Consider the following 25,562-nt stretch of genomic DNA (forward strand, 5'->3'; position numbering starts at 1 on the left):
CCCTCTTTATTCTATTTAACGTCTTATTTTATCATTTTACTACAATCTTGTAAAGTTTGTATAACTATTAATGTATACAAAATACACTCTTTATTTATAAACTATTTCTTTTTAGCCCTTATTATATCCTTCTTCCAGGGCAATACTAGCTACAACTGCAGACGCGCTAAAACAGCAGCTGTCGTAAGTATTTTGCAAAATCAACTCACTTCTTGTAAGTATGGTATTTTTACTATTTCATTTACATAAAAAGCAGCCTTAGCATTTGCGCTAAAGCCACCTTAATTCATGCTATACTATTATTTTTATAGCATTTATAAATTTTTTTAAGCCTCTTCTCCTGCCAATTTAAGAAGATCTGCCCACCTCTTATCTACTTCTGCCTGTATTTCTTCAAGCATATGCTCATTTCCAGCTCTAAACAAGTGTTTAAATCTTCCCTGAGCTTTTAAGAAATCTTTTACAGGTAGTTTAGTCTTAGGCTTGTAACTTATAATATATTTTCCATCGATAACTTCATATAATGGCCAGAAACATGTTTCAACTGCCAACTTGTTAATTTCCATAAGATCGGGAGTATTATACTGCCATCCTCTTGGGCATGGAGCTAAAACATTCATAAATGCAGCACCTTTTGTATATATTGCCTTTTCAGCCTTTTCATAAAGATCCTTCATATTTCCTATAGCTGCTGTTTGAGCAACATAAGGTATATGATGGTTAACCATTATCTCCGTAAGATCCTTTCTCCACTGTTGTTTTCCAGGAATTTTCTTGCCTGCTGGAGAAGTGGTAGTATCTGCATATTTTGGTGTAGCTGAGGATCTTTGGATTCCAGTATTCATGTATGCTCCATTATCGTAGCAGACATAAACCATATCATGACCTCTTTCCATTGCACCGGAAAGTGATTGTATACCGATATCATATGTTCCACCATCACCACCAAATGCAATAAACTTTGTATCCCCAGTTATCTTACCTTTTCTCTTCATTGCCACATAAGCAGCTTCTGCACCAGCTACTGTAACAGCCGAATTTTCAAACGCATTGTGTACAAATGAATCTTTCCATGCAGTATAAGGATAAATAAATGTACTAACTTCCAAACATCCGGTTGCACTTCCTATAACAGCGTGATCTTCAGGTTTCAGAGCCCTTAATATTTGTCTTGTGACTACAGGGGCTCCACAACCTGCGCACATTCTATGACCACCAGTAAATCTTTCTGGTTTCTTTGCAGCTTCCTTTAAATTGTAAGCCATTTATCACACCTCCTATTCTCTTACGCCAAGGTAGTTGTAAACCGAGTCTACTTTACCTGTGCTAGAAATTTCAAATAATTTGTTAACAATGGTTTCTATATCATTTGACTTAACATCTCTTCCACCTAATCCGTAGATGAAATTAATTACTTTTGGTGATAGAACCCCTTTAGCATACATCGCACTTGTTACATCAGTAAACAACGGACCTCCAGCAGCATTAAAGCTATCAGCCTTGTCCATTATAGCTATGGCTTTGTACTTTGCTAATGCAGCAGCTATTTCATCAACAGGGAAAGGTCTGTATACTCTTGGCTTAATTACAGCAACTTTTTTTCCCTGTGCTTTATACTTATCGGCTACATATTTAGCAGTACCCGCTGTAGAGTTTAATACAACAATTGCCACATCTGCTCCATCTGCATTATACTCTTCAAATAATTCATACTTTCTGCCTGTCAACTTATAAAATTCTTCTGACACTTCAAGAATAACCTTTTTAGCATTCATCATTGCCTGAGCTTGCTGTCTCTTGTGTTCAAAGCAATGAGTAAAGTGATCCAAAGGACCTACAGCTATAGGATTTTCTTTATTCAACAAATACATTTCCGGCTTGTACTCGCCAACAAAAGCCTTAACCTTATCGTCTTCAAGCAGTTCAATGTTTTCTATCGCATGAGAAGTAATAAATCCATCCTGACAAACCATTACTGGAAGTACTACATCCTGATGTTCTCCTATTCTATGAGCCATTAGCATATTGTCATAAGCTTCCTGATTGTTTTCCGAATATATCTGAATCCAACCTGAATCTCTCGCACCCATGGAATCACTATGGTCATTATGAATATTTAAAGGACCGGATAAAGTTCTATTTACGCATGCCATTACTATTGGAAGCCTTGAAGCTGCTGCAATGTAAAGCACTTCCCACATTAGAGCAAGTCCATTTGCTGATGTAGCTGTCATTGCCCTTCCACCTGCCGCCTGTGCACCCACACAAGCAGACATTGCACTATGTTCTGATTCTACTGCTACAAATTCGGTATCAACAACACCATCTGCAACATAAGTTGAAAAATATTGAGGAACTTCTGTTGAAGGAGTAATTGGGAATGCAGCAACAACATCTGGATTTATTTGCTTCATGGCAACAGCCATAGCTTCGTTACCACTCATTCTTTCTCTTATTGACATATTCTCCACCTCCTATTTCCCTTCCTCTACAAAGTCAATGGCATTGAAAGGGCAAACCTTCACACATACGCCGCATCCTTTGCAGTGATCATAATCAAAATCTATTCTTTTTCCTTCTTCATTAACCAATATCGATGTATCCGGACAAACAGGGTAGCAAAGCAAACACTGCTTGCATTTCTCCTGAAGCCAAACAGGTTTCATTGAACGCCAATCCCCGGTTTTATAAAGATGTGCATTTCCTGCGTAAGATATAGCACCTCCTGGTGTGATGTCTTTCCAATTTACATCAATTGCAACATCTTTTAATTCCTTTTTACTCATAGACCCTTCACCTCCTGCATGGACCTTTCAAGAGCCTTAATATTGCCTTCAACAACTTCAGGCTTCTTTGCAAATTTATGTTTAAATGAATCAACCATATCCTTTAAAAATTCCTGTTCATTCATAACTCTGCTAACTTTAACTACTGCACCTAGCATTGGGGTATTAGGGAAATATTTCCCAAGAGTATCAATAGAAATTGTTCTGGCATCTATAGTACATACCTTCCCTTTATACCCCTTTAACAATGGTTTTAATTCTTCAGGAGACTTTGTAGTGTTGACAATAATTGCTCCGTCCTCTTTTAATCCTGCAGTTACATCAACTGACGTAATTAATGTGTCATCCACAACAACAACATAATCAGGTTCATAAATATTGCTATGAATTGTAAGCTTTTCATCGCTAATTCTGTTGTAAGCTGTAATTGGTGCTCCCATTCTTTCTGGACCATACTCAGGAAATCCTTGTATAAATTTCCCGGTATTAAATGCAGCATCAGCAAGCAACAATGATGCAGTTTTAGCACCTTGTCCACCACGCCCATGCCATCTTATTTCAACAACCTTGCCCATGTGGTAAACCTCCTCATTTTGTATTTATAAAAATATCTGTGCTTTATTTTATACAGTAACATATTTTTTCCATAAAATATTAACTAAATTCAAGTATAATTGATTGGATATTTTTGTCAAGGAAAGTTAGTAAAAAATGAATAATAACCACTTGAATTAAGCTTGATTATACTTATTGCGTAAACTTTTTTATAATTTCTTACACGTATTTGAATAGAAATAATTAAAAAAACCATTAAGTTTGACGTAATGTAAATAAACCAAATTCAATGGATGTTTTTCATCTATATTGCATAACCTTTAAGTGCTCTTATAGATTTAACTTTAGTATTTGTTATCTATATTAAAGGTTGTCCACCTTATAGACGGAATTTATTAATATACGATATCGAAACAAATTGTAATAATATCACAGAAAATGTATACCTATTTAAAAATGAACTTATATATTTAAAATACTATTTAGTGCAACAATTAAACCAACCCCTGGTATACCAAGTGTTCCTATCATAAATGCTGAAACAGGATTTAACGCTATATTAAAATTAAAGATTCCGCCAATAAAATTTATAACTAAGATTGCTACCCCACCAAGTATAGTGCTACATATCAATTTAACAATAACCTTCATAGGACCAACAAACATTCTTCCGAAAAAATACAACAGTATAATTCCTATTATATAGGAAAAAATTGTGCTATATCCTATCATTTATTATCACTTCGCCCTCATATTTATTATGACCAATAACTATAGACCCTTATATAAACAGCACTGAAACCATACAATATTTATGTTTAAAAACCTACTATTAAATATATAAGTCAAGTCATAAATTTATTACAAAATGATAATAGATTATCCTATTTAGATAAAGAAAATTGGTTTTTCAAAAAAGATCCTTTTCTTTAATTAAGTTTGATTATATCTCTAATCTTATTCCTTTTTCCTTTGCTATTTTTAATAGATATTCATATCTTGCCTGATAAGCCTTTATTTTATATGTATGATAATCAATCATATCATCCTCAACAGCATAATCAAAATCAGCGTTTGCTTTTATCCAATCCTTCTTTGCTTTCGTTATGTTATCTATAAGGTTTTGAATATCATTGACTTCGTACTTTTCTAATTCACTGTTTTCTTTTATATTGAGCGAATTCAATATTTTTTGAAATATGCCGTTTCTTTGTACTTTCGATCTTTGATACTTTTGAATATTCAAATTCATAAAACTCACCTTATACCTTTATTTTTTGTTGAACATTCTTTAATATATTATTCAAAATGGTTGTCTAAATGTTCATTTTTTATAAGTATAAGCAGAATTTTCCTAATCTATACATATATTAGAATTTTATTATTACTTTTACTTGTTCTATTACTAAAGATGCTAAATGCTAAATAATTCAACAACCACACAACCCCATATATGTTAATACAACCCATATGTTGCATTTAAACTAAGCAAATAACCATTTAATAGGTTTACGTTTACATTTTTACATGGAAAAATGTATTGTCTTTTTTGAATAAACTTGCGATAATTATATTATGCCAAGATAAGGAACGCTATTTAGAAAAATTTACATATTACTTTTAGCGAACCTAAGATAAATATTAACAGTCTAATATTTATAACAGGAAGGTAAATTCTATATAAAATGGAGAGTAATTATGACAAACCTAGAAGTACCAAAGAAAACCCTTAAACAAAAAAACAAGTTAGTTCTTATATTACTGTTAGTAATATGTCTATTATTTGCTGTAACTTCAATTTATTCTATTTCCACTTTGGCTTACAGCAAATCTTACAGTGGTATATCTATTAACAATCAAAATGTTGGCAAAATGACTAAAGACGAAATATATTCAATGTTAAAGTCCAACTATTCGGATAAAGCCAATAATAATAAAATAACTCTAAAGTATAAAGATACAAAGAAAGAAATCAGTTTTACTCAAATAGAAGTAAAATATGATTTTGAAAAAGCTGTAAATGATGTTATGAGTGTAGGTAGAAAAGGGAATATTTTTAGCAGGCTGAGCGAAATATCCAATATCAAAAAAAGTGGAAAAGCTATTGAATTAAGTTATTCTTATAATAACGACAAGCTTAAGAGTATCATTGATAATTTCAACAACGAAACAATTAAAAATGTTAAGGAAGTTGACCTGCTTATTGAAGACTCAAAGGTTACTATTCATACAGGCCATGCTGGCGAACGAATTGATACTAACGATATATATAAAACCGTTGATGAATCAATTAAATCATGCTCAAATGTGGATCATGAAGTTCCAATTATAACAACTTCTCCAAGCAGCATCAACATTGATGATATATATAATAAAATATGCACTGAGCCAATAGATGCAAAGGCAAAATTGGACGGAAATAGTATTTCAATAGTTCCTCATTCAAAAGGAAGATCTATTGATAAAGCCGAGTTAATGAGTATTATAAATGAAATTGAGAAAACACCTGATACTGATAGAATTCTTCCAGTTAAGTTTGTTGAAGCTAAAATAACAACATCAGTATTTAAAGCTAAACTTTTTAAAGATACTCTTGCATCGTCAAGTACAAGGTTTTCTACAGCTACTGCAATTGACGCTAATAGAGGTGTTAATATAAAGCTAGCAGCTTCAAAAATAAACGGTAAAATACTATTACCCGGTCAAACATTTTCTTTTAATGAAGTTGTAGGACCTAGAACAGCAGATAGAGGCTATCAAATTGCTCATGTTTATAAGGGCGGTAAAATTGTTGATGATATAGGAGGAGGTATTTGTCAGGTATCTACAACCCTATACAACGCAACACTTAAGGCAGACCTTCAAACAGTATCAAGAAAGAATCACATGTTTACTGTAGGATATGTTCCTTTTGGTCAGGACGCTGCTGTATCTTATGGAGCAACTGATTTCAAGTTTAAAAACAATACCTCAATGCCTATAAAAGTTCAAGTAAACATTACCAGCGACAATCGTATTGCATTTTCTCTTTTGGGTACAAATGAAAATCCTAATAAAACAATAGAAATAAGTAATGTTCAAATAAGTACTACACCAGCTCCAGTTACGTATGTAGATGACCCTACAATGCCTCAGGGAAAAACAGTTGTTATTAGTAAAGGAATGACAGGGTATGTAATTGATACTTATAAAATAGTTAAAATTGGTGGTGAGGTTGCGAGCAAGACAAAAATCCACAGGAGTACCTATACTACTTTGGCCAAAAAGGTAAAAAGAGGTACAAAAAAAGTTTCTCAAACTACAACAGCTCCTGCACCTTCTGCAACCAAAGCTCCTGAAGTAGTTATTCCAGCTTCTGAAGGTACTGTTGACGCTCCAGTTGCTGATACCCCTGTTGAAGCCCCAGCCAATACTCCAGCTACTAGTGCTGATGGAACGGTTTAATCATCATTTACTAAGGAATAGTGAAAGTTATATTTTCAGCACTCTTAAACATCAATAGAAAATGGCATTTGCTTATAAAATGATTCCTTTATAGTAATAGATAAAAAGTCTGATATTATAAAGGAATCATTTTCAATTTTTACAATAGATTTAACTTAATGCTAGCTATCTATATTTTTAGTAACTATCTACGCTAACTGCTCCATTACTTCTTAATATGGTGCCAATCTGTGACACCTTGTCATCATCAGTCTTCATGCTAAATAGTATTTTACCAGCCTTTATATCAGTCTCGTACTGACGGCTTTTATTTTCCGGAATTCCTAAATCAACAAGCCCCCCAACTACTCCACCTGTTACCGCGCCTGATAATAACCCTGTAATTGGACCTGCAGCTGCGATTATACCTAACCCTGGAATTACCATACTTCCTGCACCTATTAGCAATCCTGCAAGCCCACCTAATATTCCACCTGTAATTACACCATCAGATATATTGTCATTAACACCTTTTGGGCTTGTTCCCATATTAAATCCCGTTGTTGTGTTGTTACCTTCATAACCTTCATCTTTATTCTTAGCAATTATTGAAATATCATCTGTCCTAAGCCCTTGGTCTTTAATTTGCTTAGCTGCATTCTCAGCATTTGAATAATTATCAAAAATTGCTGCAACTGTTCTTGACATTTCTATACCTCCTATAAGTAAGTTTTGATAATGAACTACTACCTCCCTCAATTATTTTCATCCGAAGCTTACTTTTTCAAAAAGTCCACATGAAATTTAAAAGCATTAGTTCATTTATCCTTATAAATAGCATTAGTTATAAGAGACTATTTTATTCGTTGGTTTCAAAATCCTCAAAATGTAACTTTTTTTTAATATTATTTGCTACCACATAGTGTATAATTAAATTATGCTAATTTTAAATATACTAAGGGGTGTTACATAAACAAATGAAAAAAGCTGTAAATATTATAATTGTGTTCACTATGTTGATTATTTTAATCACAAATACAAGCGCTTCCTCTAATGTTTCTGTAATGGAACAAAATGCAAATTCTATTGTCAAGCTTGGGATTATGAAAGGATACGAAGACGGATCTCTTAAACTTGATAATAAAATTAAAAGAAGTGAATTTATTACTTTGATCGTAAAAATGATGGCATACGACAAAGATACCAATCTAGACAGCATAAACATCAACTTTACAGATCTAAAGAAAAAGCATTGGGCCTATACTAATATTAGCCTTGCACTAAAATATAAGCTTGTTACAGGATATCCGGATAACACTATTGCACCAGATAAAGATGTTACTTATGCAGAAGCATTGGCGGTGGTTATAAGGGCCTTAGGGTATGAGAAAACTTTAACTGGAAAGTGGCCTAACAATGTAGTTAACAAAGGCATTGAGCTTGGACTTAATAAAAATCTTTCATTAGACGCCAACCACCAATTAACACGTGGGGAAATGTCCGTAATTGTTTATAATGCATTGACAGTAAACTTTGCAACTAACTGATTTGAATTACAACTAGAATAAGTTTTTTTAGTATATTGTATTCATTAAATAAAGTTGCTAATATAATACTAGCAACTTTATTTATATTATTTCCCAAAAGGTTGTTTATATAATATCTTCTTATTATGTATTTTTAAATTGATGCTGTAATATCTTATACGCTTAGGAGTATGAAATGCAATTAGAAGGAATTCTATTTTTACTAATAATATTAATAATACCTATTATATCAATATTTTCAAACGATACTGCCTTTTTTATAATTCTTTCATTGGTTTTATCTTTTTTATCTGCGAAAAACATTCTTTCGACTTTTTTTCACATAGTTAGTGGAGATGATGATGAAACAAAAGAATTACTCGAAGAAATTGAAGAGACCATTGATTTGGACTTTCAAAAAATAGAAAAAGGATTAAAGATATCAAAAGCACTAGTAATTATTTTATTTTTTATATATAGTACCTTTTTTATGGATTTATTTATATTTAAAATAGTCACATCTTTTATAATTGTTTACTGGTTGCGTTATATTGTTGACACTATTAAATCCAAAACGGAAGATGAAAAAGTCTCTTCTGATAGTCAAAGTCCTTTTTTCGAACAGGCACTAAGTCTTTTGATTAATATATTAAGTTTGGTTACAATCGTAGTAACAGCCCTTAATAAATTTTTTTAAATAGATATATTAAGCACAAATTATTATATAATTTATCTTCGCACTTTGTGATGACTTTTGGAATTCACCTCTATATTAGTTAAAATTGTTGTTTTTGCAAGTACAACTATTCTAAATTGCAAAATTTTAAACTTTTTTCAATATTAATATTGAATTTATAAATATGTTTGTGCTATAATGAAAAAAACATAAGAGTTTTATAAGGTTTCGACCTATAAACGTGGCAATGATGCTTTGATTTTAAGTAAGCAAGCGTACTCAATGGCGAGGATGACTACTTCGTTGAGTGCGCTTTTTTTATACCAAAATCAATTTTGCAAGTTTATGTTTTATATATTTCATTTTTATTTATATTATATAAAATTATGTGTTTATGGAAAGGGTGTATAACAATGAAGAATTATGGATTACCCTCAAAACAAGGTTTATATGATCCTCAGTTTGAGCATGATGCCTGTGGAATCGGTTTTGTTGTTAATATAAAGGGGAAAAAATCTCATGAGATAGTTGAACAGGCATTAACTATCCTTATAAATCTCACTCATCGTGGTGGAAGTGGTTCAGAATCCAACACAGGTGATGGTGCTGGTTTATTAATCCAGATACCTCATAAGTTCTTTACTAAAGAATGTTCAAAGCAGGGAATTAACCTTCCGGAGCCTGGCAAATACGGAGTTGGAATGGTATTTCTGCCTACTGATGAAAATAAAAGAAAAGCTATGGAAAAATACATTGAAAATATTATTATTGAGGAAGGTCAAAGCCTTTTAGGCTGGAGAGACTTAAACCTTGATGATACATCATTAGGGAGCGTTGCTTTATCAGCAAAACCTTTTATTCGTCAATTGTTTATTGGTAAAAGCTCCGAACTTGAAACAGAAATTTCTTTTGAAAGAAGACTTTATGTTATAAGAAAACGCATTGAAAGGTATGCTCTTGACAACAGTGAATACGTATATTTCGCTAGTCTTTCATCCAGAACTATAGTGTACAAAGGTATGCTTACATCAGATCAGGTTGAACAGTTTTATAGCGAGCTAGCAGATAATGATGTTGAATCTGCTCTTGCACTTGTTCACTCAAGATACAGCACGAATACCTTCCCAAGCTGGGAAAGAGCGCATCCAAACCGTTATATAATTCATAATGGAGAAATTAACACTCTTAGAGGAAATGTAAATTGGATGAACGCAAGACAATCACTTTTGGAATCTCAGCATTTTGGAGATAGTATCGAAAAGATACTTCCAATAATAAATCCAGACGGAAGTGACTCTGCGATGTTTGATAACTGTCTCGAATTTATGGCACTATCAGGGCGTTCTCTCCCACATGCTGTTATGATGATGATACCGGAGCCATGGTCTAATCATGAAAGTATGAGTGACGAAAAGAAGGCTTTCTATGAATACCACAGCTGTCTCATGGAGCCATGGGATGGTCCAGCTGCAATAGCATTTACCGATGGCTCAAAAGTTGGAGCTGTTTTAGACAGGAATGGTCTTCGTCCCGCACGTTACTATGTTACAACAGATGATCTTGTTATATTGGCATCTGAAGTTGGTGTCCTTGACATACCACCAGAAAATATAATCAGCAAGGAACGCTTACAACCTGGAAGAATGCTTCTTATAGACACTACTGAGGGACGAATCATAACTGATGATGAAATAAAGAATACTATTGTATCTAAACAGCCTTACCGTAGCTGGCTTAATGAACATTTATTAAATTTGGACAGTTTACCTGAAGCACCAAGTGTAATAGAGACAAATCATGAAACTGTGCTTTTAAGACAAAAAGCTTTCGGATATACCTATGAGGATCTTAATTCAACTCTACTGCCAATGGCTAAAGATGGAGTGGATCCAATTGGAGCAATGGGTACTGACATACCTTTAGCTGTTTTATCCGATAAGCCACAGTTATTATATAACTATTTTAAGCAACTTTTTGCACAGGTTACCAACCCACCTATTGACGCTATTAGGGAAGATATAATTACAAGCACCGATACAATGATGGGCTCTGAAGGTAATCTAATTAACCCTATACCTGAAAGCTGCAGGCAGATAAAAATTAAAAACCCTATAATAGATAACCATCAGCTTGAAAAGTTGCGCCATATTGATAAATCCGGATTTAAATCGGTTGATTTATCTATACTATATAGTGTGAGCGAAGGCGGTCAAGCTCTCGAAAATGCAATGGAAGATTTATTTAATTCTGCAGATTCTGCCATCGCCAGCGGAGCGAATATATTAATTTTATCCGACAGAGGCATAAACAATAACAACGCGGCAATTCCAGCTTTATTGGCTGTTTCCGGATTACATCATCACCTTATTAAAACAGGCACAAGAACATCTGTCAGTATTGTACTTGAATCCGGAGAGCCAAGAGAAATACACCATTTTTGTCTCCTGATTGGTTATGGGGCATCAGCAATTAATCCATACCTAGCTTTAGAATCGATTGATCATATGATAAACCAGGGTTTACTTGTTGGTACTGACTATCATACCGCCGCTCATAAGTATTTAAAAGCTTGTAAAAAAGGCGTAGTTAAAGTACTTTCAAAAATGGGTATTTCAACTATACAAAGTTATCAGGCTGCCCAAATTTTTGAAGCTATTGGTTTATCAGAAGACTTTATTAATAAATATTTTACTTCAACTGCTACAAGAATAGGCGGATTGGGAATAAATGAAGTGGCTGAGGAAATCAAACTGAGGCACATTGCTGCATTTGATGAACGCTTGTCTGAGATTTCCTTAGATGCCGGAGGAACAAATAAATGGCGTGCAGATGGTGAGTACCATATGTACAACCCTGAAACTGTTCATAAACTACAGATCGCTTGCAGATCTGGAAGCTATGAGCAATTCAAGGAATTTTCAAAATTAATAACAGACCAAACTCAGAAACTTTGTACCATTAGAGGGCTTATGGATTTTAAGGTTCGTAATCCAATACCTTTAGATGAAGTCGAATCTGTAGAGTCAATATGCAAGAGATTTAAAAGCGGAGCTATGTCATATGGTTCAATAAGCCAAGAGGCACATGAGAGCCTTGCTATCGCTATGAACCGCATTGGCGGTAAGAGTAATACAGGTGAAGGCGGCGAAGATCCTGCCAGGTTTATACCTGATGCAAACGGTGATTCCAGATGCAGTGCCATAAAGCAGGTTGCATCCGGAAGATTTGGAGTTACAAGCAACTATCTTGTAAATGCTAAAGAAATTCAAATAAAAATGGCACAGGGAGCAAAACCTGGAGAAGGTGGACAGTTGCCTGGACGTAAGGTTTATCCATGGATTGCTAAGGTTAGGGGTTCAACTCCTGGTGTTGGTTTGATATCTCCACCACCTCACCATGATATATATTCCATTGAAGACCTTGCAGAACTTATACATGACCTTAAAAATGCAAATAGAGATGCTAGAATAAATGTAAAGCTTGTTTCTGAAGTAGGTGTAGGAACAATTGCTGCAGGTGTGGCAAAAGGAAAGGCAGATGTTGTATTGATAAGTGGATATGACGGAGGTACAGGCGCATCTCCACGTACAAGTATAAAGCATGCCGGTCTGCCATGGGAATTAGGTCTAGCTGAGACACATCAGACTTTATTGTTAAACAACTTGAGAAGCCGTATAGTTGTTGAAACTGACGGTAAACTTCTAACAGGAAGAGACGTAGCAATTGCAGCATTGCTAGGTGCGGAAGAATTTGGTTTTGCTACAGCTCCATTAATTGTACTTGGTTGCGTTATGATGAGAGTGTGCAACCTCGATACTTGTCCTGTAGGAGTGGCAACACAAAACCCTGAACTTAGAAAGAAATTTGCTGGAAACCCTGACCATGTTGTAAACTTCTTTAAGTTTATTGCACAGGAACTCCGTGAAATTATGGCAGAACTCGGCTTTAGAACTATAAACGAGATGATAGGTAGAACAGATGTACTTGAAGCCTCTACAGCTATTAACCACTGGAAAACTAAAGGCATAGATATATCAAAAATTTTATATAGTCCGGAAACATCAAAAGATGCAAGCATGTACTGCACACAAAGTCAGGATCATGAGCTTGAAAAATCTCTTGATATGGCTGAACTCTTAACTATATGTGAACCTGCTATATCTGCTAAGGAAAAAGTAAGAGCTATACTTCCTATTAAGAACACTAACCGTGTTGTAGGTACAATACTTGGTAGCGAAATTACCAAAAAATACGGTGCAGAAGGACTGCCAGAAGATACAATCAGCCTTCATTTTCAAGGTTCAGCAGGTCAAAGTTTTGGAGCTTTTGTACCAAAAGGAATGACTTTATCACTTGAAGGCGATACCAATGACTATATAGGTAAAGGTCTGTCAGGGGGCAAAATAATTGTATATCCTCCTAAGGTTTCTACATTTAAGCCTAATGAAAACATTATTATAGGTAATGTTGCCTTCTATGGTGCAACAAGTGGAGAAGCATACATCAGAGGTATAGGTGGAGAAAGATTCTGCGTAAGAAATAGTGGAGTAAATGCTGTTGTCGAAGGTGTAGGAGATCATGGTTGCGAATATATGACAGGAGGAACAGTTGTTGTCCTAGGAAAAACCGGAAGAAACTTTGCAGCTGGTATGTCAGGCGGAATATGTTATGTACTTGACGAAAGTGGTGACTTCGATAGTAGATGTAATAAAGAAATGGTCGGCTTAGAGAAAGTAGTAGATGATGATGAGGCAAATAATTTAAAAATGATGATTCAAAAGCATTTTGACTATACAAACAGTGATGTAGCAAAAGGAATTCTAGATAATTGGAATAGCATGGTTGGTAAATTTGTTAAGGTAATGCCTATAGATTACAAAAGAATGCTTCAAGCAATAAAACAGATTTCCGATCAGGGTATTACTGGTGAAGATGCATTAATGGCAGCCTTTAATGCTAATAACAAAGACCTTGCCCGTGTTAGCGGAAACTAAAAATCTTTTGTAGTCTATTATAGGGAATTGGAGGAATTACAATGGGTAAACCAACTGGATTTATGGAATATAAAAGGGAAATGCCAAAAGATCGTTCTCCACTTGAGAGAGTCAAGGATTGGAATGAATTTCATGACACTTTACCTGAAGATAAGCAAAGGACTCAAGCTGCAAGATGTATGGACTGTGGTATTCCGTTTTGCCATTCTGGAATTTTGATAAACGGTATGGCTTCAGGGTGTCCTTTACACAATCTTATACCGGAATGGAATGACCTTCTATATAAGGGGTTATGGAAAGAAGCAATAAAGAGGCTTCTCAAAACAAATAACTTTCCGGAATTTACAGGAAGAGTATGTCCTGCACCCTGCGAAGGTTCTTGCACTGTAGGAATAAATGACCCACAGGTTACAATAAAATTAAATGAATGTACAATAATCGACAGAGCTTTTGAAGAGGGATGGATCGTTCCAGAACCTCCAAAAGTAAGAACTGGCAAAAAAGTTGCAGTAATTGGCTCTGGTCCTTCAGGACTTGCATGTGCAGATCAATTAAACTCTGCTGGTCATAGTGTTACTGTATATGAAAGAGCTGATAGAATTGGCGGACTTCTCATGTATGGAATACCAAACATGAAGCTTGATAAGAAAGTTGTGCAAAGAAGAGTTAACCTTCTTGAGCAAGAAGGAATTAAATTTATAACTAATACTGAAATAGGTAAAGACATCCCATCTGAAGAACTTCTGAAAGACTTTGACGCTGTTGTACTTTGTGGTGGGGCAACAAAACCAAGGGATTTGAAAATTGATGGCAGAGAGCTAAAAGGTGTTCATTTTGCTATGGATTTCTTACGAGCAAATACTAAAAGTTTACTAGATTCAAAGCATGCTGATTCAAACTACATCTGTGCAAAAGGAAAAAATGTTATAGTTATAGGTGGAGGAGATACTGGTACTGACTGCGTTGGCACATCACTACGCCATGGCTGCAATAGTGTATTCCAGTTTGAAATACTTCCACAACCGCCTTCAGTTAGACAACCAAATAATCCATGGCCACAATGGCCAAAGGTTCTTAAAGTTGACTATGGCCAAGAAGAAGCAGCTGCAATACAAGGCGACGATCCAAGAATTTATTGTATTACTACAAAGAAGTTTGTTGGAGATACCAATGGCAACTTACAAGAAGTTCATACTGTTAATATAGAATGGAAGAAAGATGATTTAGGACGTTTTGTACCTATTGAAATTGAAGGTAGCGAAAAAGTATGGAAGGCTGATCTTGTGCTTCTCTGTATGGGCTTTTTAGGCCCTGAAGAGACAATTCTCGACCAACTTAGTGTTGATAAGGATGAAAGATCAAATGCTAAAGCGCAATATGGAAAATTTCAAACAAGTGTAAAAGGTGTATTTACAGCTGGCGATATGAGGCGCGGACAAAGCCTTGTTGTATGGGCAATTAATGAAGGCCGTGGTGCTGCGCGTGAAGTTGATAAATTCTTAATGGGTTATACTAATTTACCATAAACACACCTAACATTATTTCTAGAAGCTGCTTATTGCAGCTTCTTTTTTCTTTTAATTTATCTACTATATATAACCAACTAATTAATACATTAGAATTTTATCTATAAACTAAATATAACTCTTTTTTATGCTATAATGGTAAATGGTTATAATTAATAATTGTTAATATATAATATAACAAAGAAAGGTTAAGGTACATAAAGTTAATAATGAGCACAAAAAATTCAAACCTAACTACTATAATAACTTTAACAATCCTTATTTTATCTGCATCATTAGATAACGTAGTTTTAGGGTTATTTCCTCCTCTATTTTCTTTAATATCCGAAGATTTAAACATTCATGTTTCTTCAATGGGTATTGTTTCAGCTGTAACTATATTGTTTTCTGCTACTTCATCAGTTTTTTGGGGTTACGCAGCTGATAAAGGTAAAAGAAAGCATTTATTAATAATTGGTACATTTATTTTTTCTGTTTCAATATTCCTTACTGCGTTCAGTAAAAGCTTTTTCCAACTAATTTTATTTCAAATTTTTACTGGTATAGGTCTTGGTTGTATTGGCTCTATCGGATATAGTGTTTTAACTGATTTTATACCAAAAAAGCATCTTGGTACACTATTGAGTTTATGGGGATTATCGCAGGGATTCGGAGGTATTGCAGGTTCTGTAATGGCACCTATAATATCAACACATTCAACATGGAGAAGACCTTTTATTATAATTTCTATAATAGATTTCATATTTATGTTTTTATATTTTATTATGAAGGAACCAGAAAAAGGTTCTGCTGAGCCCGAGTTAAAAGATCTGCATAAAGAGGGGTTGAGTTATAACTATTCTATAGAATTAAGTCAATTACCTAAAATAATAGCTAAGAAGAGTAACAAATGGCTTATGTTCCAAGGCTTTTTTATTCAGATTACAATTGGAACTCTTATATGGCTTCCTACTCTATATGCTTCAAAAATAAGGGCAGAAGGCATTGACAAAGGTACAGCAATGATTGCTGCAGGATATTTCTACGCTCTTCTCCAAACAGGTGGTCTATCGTCAACCTATTTCGGTTACCTGGGAGATAAATTACAAAAGAAAACTTATAGGGGAAGGGCACTTTTAACTGGAGGTCTTATACTTGCCGCTGTACCTCTTTATATTCTTATGTTTTTATTGCCAATGGATAATCTTAAACTTCCTACTACTAATGAACCATATTCAATACTTATTTCTTTAGTTACACAGTTTGTTACTAATCCATGGATTTTATTAATGTTTATATTGGCAGTGTGTGCTACAGCTGCACAATCTGCTAATACTCCAAATTGGCTAGCTCTATTAACAGATATAAATCTACCTGAGCATAGAGCAACTGCTTTTAGTATATCAAATTTAATAAACGGTGGCGGTAGAGCTCTTGGTAATGTCCTTATAGGGATAGTTTTAGGGTTTATTTCAACGAAATTTCATGAACCTTATAACTATATATTTACTATGGTTCTATTCCAGATATTTTTTATTCCAGCTGTTTACTGTTATTATAAGGTTTCAAGAAATAGCGGAAAGGATATACGAAAAGTAAAATCAGTTTTAAAACGTAGAGCAAAAATTCATAAAACTAATTAATTAATATAATAGAAAGAAAAAGCAGAGAACTGACAATTCTCTGTTTTTCTTATTTCTTACTATTATTTTTAAGCAGAAAATTCTCTTTTATAACATTATTGTTTTGTTCATTACTTTTTACCAGTGATCTTTACTTTAAATTAAAGCCACCAGTGATATGATAATGTTAGTATGCCTACAATTGCATTCATCATTTGTTTAATTTAATCTATAATGTAATATTCCTAAATATAATCATAATAAAACGGTTACACACTGTATGCTAGTATGCAACCGTTTGGCGGAGAAGGAGGGATTCGAACCCTCGCGCCAGTTACCCGACCTAACGGTTTAGCAAACCGTCCCCTTCGACCTGCTTGGGTACTTCTCCAAATTTGAAGCCTTTACTTTTAATAAAGGCCTCTACTATATGGCGGAGAAAGTGAGATTCGAACTCACGGTAGGCTCACACCTACGCCGGTTTTCAAGACCGGTGCCTTAAACCAACTCGACCATCTCTCCATTTCTTTTGACAAGAACTAATATAACATGTACAACACCCATTTGTCAATACTTCTATTCAACCTATTTTAGGTAATTTTCTATTTTTTTATTACTAAATATACAATTTACAAAATATGGTATAAAACCTTTTGTTATATATTTTTAAATCAATTAAATGGACAAATATAATCATAAATAAAAGCGAAGCGTATAAAATAAATTACATTTATCCACAATATACGCTTCAAACTTTATTTAAAGATGAATATAAACTATTTAATTACGTCTACGCCATTCATATATTTCAATAAAGCTTCTGGAATAACAACTGACCCATCTTCTTGTTGATAATTTTCAAGAATACATGCAGTTGTCCTACCAATTGCAACACCTGATCCATTCAATGTATGAACAAATTCTGGCTTATCATTCGCGCTTCTTCTAAATTTGATGCCTGCTCTTCTAGCCTGAAAGTCTTCAAAATTGCTACATGAAGAAATTTCAACGTATCTATTATAACTTGGCATCCAAACTTCTATATCGTATTTCATTGCTGCTGTAAACCCTAAATCTCCAACACATATCTTAACTACTCTATAAGGTATACCTAATATCTGTAATACTTCTTCAGCATCTCTTGTTAAAGCTTCAAGTTCTTCATAAGATGTTTCAGGAGTTGTAAACTTAACTAATTCAACTTTATTAAATTGATGTTGCCTTATAAGTCCCCTTGTATCTCTTCCTGCAGCTCCTGCCTCAGCTCTAAAGCAAGCTGAATACGCTGCATGTTTTATTGGTAATTCTTTTGCATCTAAAATCTGTTCTCTGTACATATTAGTTACAGGAACTTCAGCTGTAGGTATTAAGAAGTAATCATTATTTGCTACTTTAAAAGCGTCTTCTTCAAATTTTGGAAGTTGTCCTGTTCCAATCATACTATTTCTATGAACCATAAATGGAGGAAATACTTCAGTATAGCCATGCTTACCAGTATGCAAATCAAGCATAAAATTCATCAAAGATCTTTCAAGCCTTGCACCTAAACCTTTATAAAAGGTAAATCTTGCTCCTGTTACTTTTGCCGCAGCTGAAAAGTCAAGTATACCTAATTTTTCTCCAATATCCCAATGTGCTTTTGGCTCAAAGTTAAATTTTTTAGGTTCTCCCCATTTCCTTATTTCCACATTATCATCATCAGTATCTCCGTCTGGAACTGTACTATTTGGTATATTAGGAATTGTCAGAAGTATTTTAACTAATTCATCATCAATATCCTTAACTTGATAATCAAGTGTTTTTATTTTATCTGATAAATTTTTCATTTCTTCCATAAGTGGCGCAACATCTTTTCCCTCTTTCTTATATATTGGCACCATCTTTGAATCAGAATTCTGTTTATTCTTAAGTTGCTCAACTTCAACTAAAATCTGCCTTCTCTTCTCATCCAAACTTAGAATTTGATTAACATCAAAACTATCTTTTCTTTTTAATAATGCCTTTTTTAAAATATCAGGATTACTTCTTATTAGCTTAATATCTAACATAATTACTTCTCCTTATATTTATTATAATTTATCTTTATAATTTATTGTTAAACTAAAATCAATAATACTGCTTATAACCTATCAATACTTACAGTTAAAATAATTATACTATAAAAAAGTATCATTTCAACCATTTGGGAATAAAATATTATATATAAAATAGTTTCTACTCGAAATTTACTTTTAAAAATTCAGTAGCATCATTTTTATAAGTGCTATCAGGATATTTAGTTAATAAATTATTCATCGTTTCTTTTGCAAGATACTTATTATCTTTATTTAAATGCGAATAAGCTATAAAATAATAACAATCATCTGAATAATACTCTTTATCAGTTAACTTTAAGGAATTCTGTAAATTATCTATTGCTTTATCATATTGTCCACTTTTATAATTATCATATCCATCAATATAAAACTCTAATGAAGCCTTTTTGTTTGACAACGCTGAAAGATTATTATACATGTCTAATGCATTTTTACTGAGAGAAGCCTTGTCAATTTCATTAATTAAGATAAGAGAGCAACTTTTTACATCACCGCAATCGTATTTTATATCTGCAAGCATAAGTTTTTCATAATTATCGTATTTAGAACTATTTATGTTTTTTACTTTATTTAATTCTTGCTTTAAATTTGACTCCTTTTTTCTCGCTGCTTCGATTTCTCCATTTAACTTTTCAATTTCTCCATTAAGTTTTTCATTTTCAGCAAGCGCAGAACTTAGATTCATCTTAAAATTGCTTTTTTCCTTTTCTGAATTACCTAATTTATCTCTAACGTAATCAATATTTTTATTTACTTTTATCTGGCTGTATGCTGTTATCATTAATACTATAAATGCACTTGTAAACAAAACAACCGCATAAATCCAAACTGTTTTTTTATCTTTTTTATTATCCATTTTAACAACACTCCTAAAGGACCGCAAAATTGATTTCGACCAAAGCTATAGTGGTTATCAAAAATATCTTTAATAGAATCAAACAAATTATTATCAATTTATCATTTCCTAATTAATAATGCTTATAGTATATAAACTAAGAATAATTAACTTATAAATGATTTATTTTTCTTCGCAATATCAATTGCTTGAATTTCTTCAGCTGACAAGGTGTACTTAGACTGTCCGCTTATTATAGCTTTTGCATATGTCGATGTTGATTCTCTCGAATATATCCCATTCAAAACAATTCCATTATCATTCCCGTCAAGTAGAGCAATAGCAAAGCTCAAATTACTACCTACATTATCAAAAGCATTATATCTAACAACACCTATCTTTTGAACACATTGTAACATGTTTCTTTCTATAAAATTTATTCTATTTTCAATATCTTTATTTTTATTTGTGATCTCATGACATAAATCTATATTTTCCTCAACTAATCTTTCAATGTTAGAGTCATCTGAATTCTTAAAAAACTTCTTATATCTATTTTTAAATTTATTTATGCTTGATCTAGTTGTAATTAATGAAATCAACAAAATAATTGTTACTATTATATTTCCTATTATTAAATATGGACTGAAAATGTTTATACTATTATAAATATCCTCAAATATTTTTAACATATACTACTCCTTCTGTTTATAGGTATTCAAAATTTAAATTTAATAAATTGTTTCACGTGAAACAATTTATTAAATTTAGTATGTTTTATATAATTTTTAAGTATATAGCCTATATTGCGCTAAATTTATTTTTAAGACGTTTATATATGTTTTAATGTATTTATATTAACTTACCTCAAAAACGAGCTTAAAATTAATTATACAAGCTACCTTTATTTCCCATTTTTTTGAATATATCCAATATTCTTTCTAGTTCATCATTTGAATAATACTCAATCATTATTTTCCCCTTTTTATTATTATTAAATAACTTCACTTTTGTTCCGAGAATCTTCTTTAATTCATCTTCAATTTGAACAATATTTTCATCTTCATTTATAACTTTTTTTACTTCTTTCTTTTGTGCAAGTAACTTTTTAACTAAACTTTCAGTATCTCTAACATTCAAATTCTTTTCGATTATTTCACTACAAACCTTTTCTTGCATTTCTTTATCTTCAATTGATAATAATGCTCTAGCATGTCCGCTACTTATTTCACCATTAATAAGATATTCCTTTACTTTTTCACCAAGTGCTAAAAGCCTGATTATATTTGCTATTGTTGATCTGTTCTTTCCTATTGATTTAGAAAGTTCTTCTTGAGTCATTTTATATTCATTTATCAGTCTCTCATATGCTTCCGCTTCTTCAATAGGGTTTAAATCTTCTCTTTGTATGTTTTCAATTAATGCCATCTCCATAACCTGTTTATTAGAGATATCCTTCAAAATAACAGGGACATTAGTCAAACCAGCCATTCTTGCTGCTCTCCATCTTCTTTCTCCGGCAACAATTTTGTATATATTTTCTTCTTTTCTTACTATTATAGGCTGCACTATGCCATGTTGCTTTATTGAATCAGATAATTGTATTAGTTTTTCATCATCAAATTTTTTTCTAGGTTGTCCGACATTTGGCTCAATTTCATTCACTCTTAATTCCATTATGCCATTTTCAGTCTCTTCATTAGCCGTGGAAATTAATGCACCTAAACCCTTACCAAGGCCTTTTTTATTCATTAGCATTTTCCTCCTCAGAATATTCTATAACCTCATCTGCTAAATCAAGATAACACTCAGCTCCCTTTGATTTTGGATCATATAAGATTATAGGCAGCCCATAACTAGGTGCTTCGCTCAATCTAACATTTCTAGGAATAACAGTACGATAAACTTTATTTCTAAAATACTTTTTCACTTCTTCAACAACTTGAATTGATAAGTTAGTGCGCGCATCAAACATTGTCAACACAACACCTTCAACGTCCAAGCTCATATTTAAATGCTTTTGTACTAATTTAACTGTCTCCATAAGTTGACTTAGTCCCTCAAGTGCATAATATTCACATTGAATAGGTACAAGAATTGTATTTGAAGCAGTTAATGAATTTAAAGTTAATAGCCCTAAAGATGGAGGACAATCTATTAAAATAAAATCATATTCATTCTTAATACTATTGAGTGAGTTTTTTAATCTTGTTTCACGTGATATAGTTGAAACAAGTTCAACCTCGGCGCCGGCTAATTGAATATTTGAAGGACAAAGCATGAGATTATCAATAGGTGTTTTTACAAGAGTGTCCTTAATTTCAACATCATTAATTAATACATCGTATGCAGACTTTTTTATTGCTTTTTTATTAATTCCAAGACCGCTAGTTGAGTTCCCTTGCGGATCAACATCAATAAGGAGCACTTTCTTTCCTTTGTAACCCAGGCACGAACTTAAATTTACTGCAGTAGTTGTCTTACCTACTCCACCTTTTTGATTAGCTACTGCAATTACCTTTGCCATAAAACCCACTCCTTAGTTATCCTTTAGTCTAGTTAAATTTTTAGCTAGTATATAATTTAAAATATAAAGTTAAAATACAAATTCAAAATCATTATAATATTATAACACAATTAGTATTGTAGCAAAACATATTTTGATATAATAAAAAATCCAGGATACCGAGTCCCTGAGTTTTTGCCTCTTTGAATGAATATTACGTTTGAATGTGTTGGAAACAAAAATGTTTCACGTGAAACATTTTTGTTTTCTTTAAGTATAAATTCAAACAATATTGGGCCTTATTATCGCTATGTTGAGTATTCACAATCGTTGTAGCAAGATACTAATAGACACTTTGGATATCTAATTAATATTTCTGCTACTTATTATTTTTACAATAAAAAACCCCTTACTAATTGGGGTATTTTATTTTCTATATACAATATATGAATAAAAAAATCTAACTTATTATATTATTTCACTTCAAATTTAATTTAAATCAATTATGCCTATTAAAAACTTAAATATTTATTTTAGCAATTCGAATATTGATTAATTCTATTTATATATCAAGGTTTGTTACGGTTTTAGCATGAGTTTGAATAAATTCTTTTCTTGGTTCTACTTTATCTCCCATTAATATTGTAAATATTTCATCAGCAGCAATAGCATCACTTAATTCCACTCTAAGCATAGTTCTGGTTTCAGGGTTCATTGTAGTTTCCCATAATTGCTCAGGATTCATCTCTCCGAGACCTTTATACCTTTGTATGCTACATTCATCCTTTTTCCATCCTTTTTCGTTTATAAAATTATCTACTTGCTTTTCATTATATGCATATCCTTCTTCTTTACCTTTTGCAATTTTGAATAGTGGAGGCTGTGCAATATATACATAACCACCTTCAACTAAAGGTTTCATATACCTAAACATAAATGTAAGCAATAAAGTTCTTATATGCTGACCGTCAACATCGGCATCAGCCATAATTATTATTTTATGGTATCTTAATTTTTCAACATCAAAATCATCACCTATACTAGCACCTAATGCAGTGATAACGGGTAGTAATTTTTCGTTATCATATACTTTATCTATTCTTGACTTCTCAACATTAAGCATTTTACCCCATAAAGGTAAAATAGCTTGAAACTTTCTATCCCTTCCCTGTTTTGCAGATCCACCCGCAGAGTCTCCCTCAACTATATAAATCTCACATAGTGATGGATCCTTTTCAGAACAGTCTGCCAATTTTCCAGGTAATGTTGTTGTTTCAAGTGCACTCTTTCTTCTTGTCAAATCACGAGCTTTTCTTGCAGCTTCTCTTGCTCTGGCAGCAGTTAGACATTTATCAAGAATTGTTTTTGTTACTGAAGGATTCTCCTCTAAAAAGCTAGCTAACTTTTCACCTACAGTAAACTCTACTAAACTTCTAATCTCACTATTACCAAGTTTAGTCTTAGTCTGTCCCTCAAATTGTGGTTCCTGTAATTTAACACTTATAACAGCTGTTAAACCTTCTCTTATATCTTCTCCAGCTAAATTTTTATCATTATCTTTTAAATAATTATACTTTCTAGCATAATCATTAAATACTTTTGTTATTGCAGTTTTAAATCCAGTTAAATGAGTACCACCCTCTGTAGTGGCAATGTTGTTTGCAAAACTAAAAATATTTTCAACATAAGTGTCATTATATTGCATAGAAATTTCTACATTTGATCCATCTTTTGAGCAATCAATATAAATAGGATGTTCTTGTATAACCCCCTTATTTCTATTCATGTACTCAACAAATGAAATTATTCCACCTTCATAATGGAGCTTCTTAACAATGGGTTCTTCAGGCCTTTTATCTATCAACGTTATCATAAGACCTTTATTCAAAAAAGCAAGTTCACGAAATCTATTTAATAGTATATCAAAACTAAATTCCATCTCTTCAAATATTAATGAATCTGGTTTAAATGTTGTCTTTGTACCTGTCTTCTCAGTTGTACCTATAACCTCCAGCTTAGTTGCTACATTTCCTCTTTCGTATCTCTGCTTATATATATTTCCGTCTCTATATACTTCAACTTCGAGGTACTCAGATAATGCATTAACTACTGAAGCTCCAACGCCATGGAGTCCACCTGAAACTGTATATCCTTCCCCACCGAACTTTCCTCCAGCATGCAAAATTGTATGAACAACTTCGACCGTAGGTATTCCCATTTTGGGGTGAATACCTACAGGTATGCCTCTTCCATTATCAATATTGGTTATAGAATTATCAGGATTTATAGTTATTTCAATTTCTGTACAATATCCTGCTAATGCTTCATCTATGCTGTTATCCATTATTTCATATACAAGATGGTGTAGACCTCTAGATGAAGTACTTCCAATATACATACCTGGCCTTTTCCTTACAGCCTCAAGGCCTTCAAGAACCTGTATATTACTTTCATTATATGATAAATTTAAATTTGCATTTTCGGACATTTTATCCTCCTGTTTAAAACAAATAAAATTTTTCAAAAAAATTGGTTTTCAAATTTTCTTGAAATTAATATGCTAATGTCTAAGATTTTCTACTTAATATTAGACATACCATCGACAAATCCAGCCCTCTTTTGCAGGGTAATTGAGGAAATTGGAGAGAGATATATTTTGCTTTTTTTATCTATCTCAGTTATAATAAAGGATTTTGGAATATCATCAGAAATACTCTCTATAAAGCCTTCTTCTTCTGCTATAGACAAAAAATCACGAGTATCCTTTGATAAAGTAGTTGATTCTAAATCCATTATAGCAATAACATTTTTAATTGGTACTACAAAGTCTCCTCCTATATGCAGGAACATATACTTCCTCCTATTTAACAATTATAAAATATATATTTAAATTATAAATCATTGTCAAAGAATATATTTATATTGCTTCTATTTATCAAATTGCTTTTTATAAATAACTTATGAATATAAATTTTTTAGTAATTAGGTCAATATTTATATCCATATTAACAAAATATAATAATTATTTTATGCCATGT

At 32.7% G+C, this 25,562-nt stretch carries 20 protein-coding genes and 2 tRNA genes; 6 read left to right on the top strand and 16 right to left on the bottom strand.

The features are described 5' to 3' along the window. Positions 1-326: 326 nt before the first annotated feature. The 6 genes from ACECE_RS0208440 to ACECE_RS0208465 all read right to left on the bottom strand — a co-directional run bounded on the left by ACECE_RS0208440 (position 327) and on the right by ACECE_RS0208465 (position 4,593). Positions 327-1,265 carry a thiamine pyrophosphate-dependent enzyme gene (locus ACECE_RS0208440; RefSeq protein ID WP_010246602.1) on the bottom strand — a complete coding sequence of 313 codons (939 nt, stop codon included), beginning with the start codon at positions 1,263-1,265 and terminating at the stop codon, positions 327-329. Between the two features lie 12 nt (positions 1,266-1,277). After that, positions 1,278-2,462, bottom strand: coding sequence for a 2-ketoisovalerate ferredoxin oxidoreductase subunit alpha (porA, locus tag ACECE_RS0208445; protein WP_010246605.1), 1,185 nt, complete (start codon positions 2,460-2,462; stop codon positions 1,278-1,280). Between the two features lie 12 nt (positions 2,463-2,474). Continuing rightward, positions 2,475-2,786: a 4Fe-4S binding protein gene (locus ACECE_RS0208450; RefSeq protein ID WP_010246607.1), complete on the bottom strand. Its 312-nt coding sequence runs from the start codon at positions 2,784-2,786 to the stop codon at positions 2,475-2,477. After that, a complete protein-coding gene (locus tag ACECE_RS0208455; protein ID WP_010246609.1) occupies positions 2,783-3,361 on the bottom strand; it encodes a 2-oxoacid:acceptor oxidoreductase family protein in 579 nt (192 codons plus the stop codon). The genes ACECE_RS0208450 and ACECE_RS0208455 overlap by 4 nt, the downstream gene beginning before the upstream one ends. 442 nt (positions 3,362-3,803) lie before the next feature. Continuing rightward, entirely contained in the window at positions 3,804-4,073 is a 270-nt protein-coding gene (locus ACECE_RS0208460) for a pro-sigmaK processing inhibitor BofA family protein (RefSeq protein WP_010246610.1), read from the bottom strand. 211 nt (positions 4,074-4,284) lie between these two features. Then, complete coding sequence (locus tag ACECE_RS0208465; RefSeq protein ID WP_010246612.1) at positions 4,285-4,593, bottom strand: DUF2508 family protein; 309 nt, start codon at positions 4,591-4,593, stop codon at positions 4,285-4,287. Positions 4,594-5,039: 446 nt separating this feature from the next. Here ACECE_RS0208465 and ACECE_RS0208470 point away from each other — a divergent pair, with 446 nt between their 5' ends. After that, positions 5,040-6,785, top strand: a complete 1,746-nt coding sequence (locus ACECE_RS0208470) for a VanW family protein (protein ID WP_010246614.1) — start codon at positions 5,040-5,042, stop codon at positions 6,783-6,785. A 177-nt stretch (positions 6,786-6,962) separates the two neighbouring features. On the opposite strand, the gene ACECE_RS0208475 is transcribed toward ACECE_RS0208470, so the two are convergent. After that, positions 6,963-7,472, bottom strand: coding sequence for a hypothetical protein (locus tag ACECE_RS0208475; protein ID WP_010246616.1), 510 nt, complete (start codon positions 7,470-7,472; stop codon positions 6,963-6,965). A gap of 269 nt (positions 7,473-7,741) precedes the next feature. Here ACECE_RS0208475 and ACECE_RS0208480 point away from each other — a divergent pair, with 269 nt between their 5' ends. The 5 genes from ACECE_RS0208480 to ACECE_RS0208500 all read left to right on the top strand — a co-directional run bounded on the left by ACECE_RS0208480 (position 7,742) and on the right by ACECE_RS0208500 (position 17,108). After that, positions 7,742-8,311, top strand: a complete 570-nt coding sequence (locus tag ACECE_RS0208480) for an S-layer homology domain-containing protein (RefSeq protein ID WP_010246618.1) — start codon at positions 7,742-7,744, stop codon at positions 8,309-8,311. A gap of 175 nt (positions 8,312-8,486) precedes the next feature. Then, on the top strand, positions 8,487-8,987 hold the full coding sequence (locus tag ACECE_RS0208485) for a hypothetical protein (RefSeq protein WP_010246620.1): 501 nt from the start codon (positions 8,487-8,489) through the stop codon (positions 8,985-8,987). Between the two features lie 392 nt (positions 8,988-9,379). Then, a complete protein-coding gene (gltB, locus tag ACECE_RS0208490) occupies positions 9,380-13,960 on the top strand; it encodes a glutamate synthase large subunit (protein ID WP_010246621.1) in 4,581 nt (1,526 codons plus the stop codon). A gap of 41 nt (positions 13,961-14,001) precedes the next feature. Then, complete coding sequence (locus ACECE_RS0208495) at positions 14,002-15,486, top strand: glutamate synthase subunit beta (RefSeq protein ID WP_010246623.1); 1,485 nt, start codon at positions 14,002-14,004, stop codon at positions 15,484-15,486. Between the two features lie 209 nt (positions 15,487-15,695). Beyond that, a complete protein-coding gene (locus ACECE_RS0208500) occupies positions 15,696-17,108 on the top strand; it encodes an MFS transporter (RefSeq protein ID WP_010246625.1) in 1,413 nt (470 codons plus the stop codon). Between the two features lie 278 nt (positions 17,109-17,386). Here the strand turns inward: ACECE_RS0208500 and ACECE_RS0208505 are convergent. The 9 genes from ACECE_RS0208505 to remB all read right to left on the bottom strand — a co-directional run bounded on the left by ACECE_RS0208505 (position 17,387) and on the right by remB (position 25,374). Next, positions 17,387-17,478 (bottom strand) — tRNA-Ser (locus ACECE_RS0208505). A 40-nt stretch (positions 17,479-17,518) separates the two neighbouring features. After that, positions 17,519-17,609 (bottom strand) — tRNA-Ser (locus tag ACECE_RS0208510). Between the two features lie 254 nt (positions 17,610-17,863). After that, the gene (serS, locus tag ACECE_RS0208515) at positions 17,864-19,135 is read right to left on the bottom strand and encodes a serine--tRNA ligase (protein ID WP_010246627.1); all 1,272 of its coding nucleotides are present in this window, start codon (positions 19,133-19,135) and stop codon (positions 17,864-17,866) included. A gap of 166 nt (positions 19,136-19,301) precedes the next feature. Further along, entirely contained in the window at positions 19,302-20,039 is a 738-nt protein-coding gene (locus tag ACECE_RS0208520) for a tetratricopeptide repeat protein (RefSeq protein WP_010246629.1), read from the bottom strand. 146 nt (positions 20,040-20,185) lie between these two features. Next, positions 20,186-20,710 carry a DUF4446 family protein gene (locus ACECE_RS0208525; protein ID WP_010246631.1) on the bottom strand — a complete coding sequence of 175 codons (525 nt, stop codon included), beginning with the start codon at positions 20,708-20,710 and terminating at the stop codon, positions 20,186-20,188. A gap of 193 nt (positions 20,711-20,903) precedes the next feature. Next, complete coding sequence (locus tag ACECE_RS0208530) at positions 20,904-21,770, bottom strand: ParB/RepB/Spo0J family partition protein (protein WP_010246633.1); 867 nt, start codon at positions 21,768-21,770, stop codon at positions 20,904-20,906. Further along, positions 21,763-22,545, bottom strand: a complete 783-nt coding sequence (locus ACECE_RS0208535; protein WP_010246635.1) for a ParA family protein — start codon at positions 22,543-22,545, stop codon at positions 21,763-21,765. The genes ACECE_RS0208530 and ACECE_RS0208535 overlap by 8 nt, the downstream gene beginning before the upstream one ends. 541 nt (positions 22,546-23,086) lie before the next feature. Beyond that, on the bottom strand, positions 23,087-25,012 hold the full coding sequence (gyrB, locus tag ACECE_RS0208540) for a DNA topoisomerase (ATP-hydrolyzing) subunit B (RefSeq protein WP_010246638.1): 1,926 nt from the start codon (positions 25,010-25,012) through the stop codon (positions 23,087-23,089). An 89-nt stretch (positions 25,013-25,101) separates the two neighbouring features. Then, complete coding sequence (remB, locus tag ACECE_RS0208545; RefSeq protein ID WP_010246641.1) at positions 25,102-25,374, bottom strand: extracellular matrix regulator RemB; 273 nt, start codon at positions 25,372-25,374, stop codon at positions 25,102-25,104. Positions 25,375-25,562 lie beyond the last annotated feature (188 nt).

Source organism: Acetivibrio cellulolyticus CD2, assembly GCF_000179595.2.
Lineage (GTDB): Bacteria > Bacillota > Clostridia > Acetivibrionales > Acetivibrionaceae > Acetivibrio > Acetivibrio cellulolyticus.

Excerpts from the sequence above, each read along its gene's own strand:
- ACECE_RS0208440 (WP_010246602.1), bottom strand. The coding sequence starts at position 1,265 with ATGGCTTACAATTTAAAGGAAGCTGCAAAGAAACCAGAAAGATTTACT.
- porA (WP_010246605.1), bottom strand. The coding sequence starts at position 2,462 with ATGTCAATAAGAGAAAGAATGAGTGGTAACGAAGCTATGGCTGTTGCC.
- ACECE_RS0208450 (WP_010246607.1), bottom strand. The coding sequence starts at position 2,786 with ATGAGTAAAAAGGAATTAAAAGATGTTGCAATTGATGTAAATTGGAAA.
- ACECE_RS0208455 (WP_010246609.1), bottom strand. The coding sequence starts at position 3,361 with ATGGGCAAGGTTGTTGAAATAAGATGGCATGGGCGTGGTGGACAAGGT.
- ACECE_RS0208460 (WP_010246610.1), bottom strand. The coding sequence starts at position 4,073 with ATGATAGGATATAGCACAATTTTTTCCTATATAATAGGAATTATACTG.
- ACECE_RS0208465 (WP_010246612.1), bottom strand. The coding sequence starts at position 4,593 with ATGAATTTGAATATTCAAAAGTATCAAAGATCGAAAGTACAAAGAAAC.
- ACECE_RS0208470 (WP_010246614.1), top strand. The coding sequence starts at position 5,040 with ATGACAAACCTAGAAGTACCAAAGAAAACCCTTAAACAAAAAAACAAG.
- ACECE_RS0208475 (WP_010246616.1), bottom strand. The coding sequence starts at position 7,472 with ATGTCAAGAACAGTTGCAGCAATTTTTGATAATTATTCAAATGCTGAG.
- ACECE_RS0208480 (WP_010246618.1), top strand. The coding sequence starts at position 7,742 with ATGAAAAAAGCTGTAAATATTATAATTGTGTTCACTATGTTGATTATT.
- ACECE_RS0208485 (WP_010246620.1), top strand. The coding sequence starts at position 8,487 with ATGCAATTAGAAGGAATTCTATTTTTACTAATAATATTAATAATACCT.
- gltB (WP_010246621.1), top strand. The coding sequence starts at position 9,380 with ATGAAGAATTATGGATTACCCTCAAAACAAGGTTTATATGATCCTCAG.
- ACECE_RS0208495 (WP_010246623.1), top strand. The coding sequence starts at position 14,002 with ATGGGTAAACCAACTGGATTTATGGAATATAAAAGGGAAATGCCAAAA.
- ACECE_RS0208500 (WP_010246625.1), top strand. The coding sequence starts at position 15,696 with ATGAGCACAAAAAATTCAAACCTAACTACTATAATAACTTTAACAATC.
- serS (WP_010246627.1), bottom strand. The coding sequence starts at position 19,135 with ATGTTAGATATTAAGCTAATAAGAAGTAATCCTGATATTTTAAAAAAG.
- ACECE_RS0208520 (WP_010246629.1), bottom strand. The coding sequence starts at position 20,039 with ATGGATAATAAAAAAGATAAAAAAACAGTTTGGATTTATGCGGTTGTT.
- ACECE_RS0208525 (WP_010246631.1), bottom strand. The coding sequence starts at position 20,710 with ATGTTAAAAATATTTGAGGATATTTATAATAGTATAAACATTTTCAGT.
- ACECE_RS0208530 (WP_010246633.1), bottom strand. The coding sequence starts at position 21,770 with ATGAATAAAAAAGGCCTTGGTAAGGGTTTAGGTGCATTAATTTCCACG.
- ACECE_RS0208535 (WP_010246635.1), bottom strand. The coding sequence starts at position 22,545 with ATGGCAAAGGTAATTGCAGTAGCTAATCAAAAAGGTGGAGTAGGTAAG.
- gyrB (WP_010246638.1), bottom strand. The coding sequence starts at position 25,012 with ATGTCCGAAAATGCAAATTTAAATTTATCATATAATGAAAGTAATATA.
- remB (WP_010246641.1), bottom strand. The coding sequence starts at position 25,374 with ATGTTCCTGCATATAGGAGGAGACTTTGTAGTACCAATTAAAAATGTT.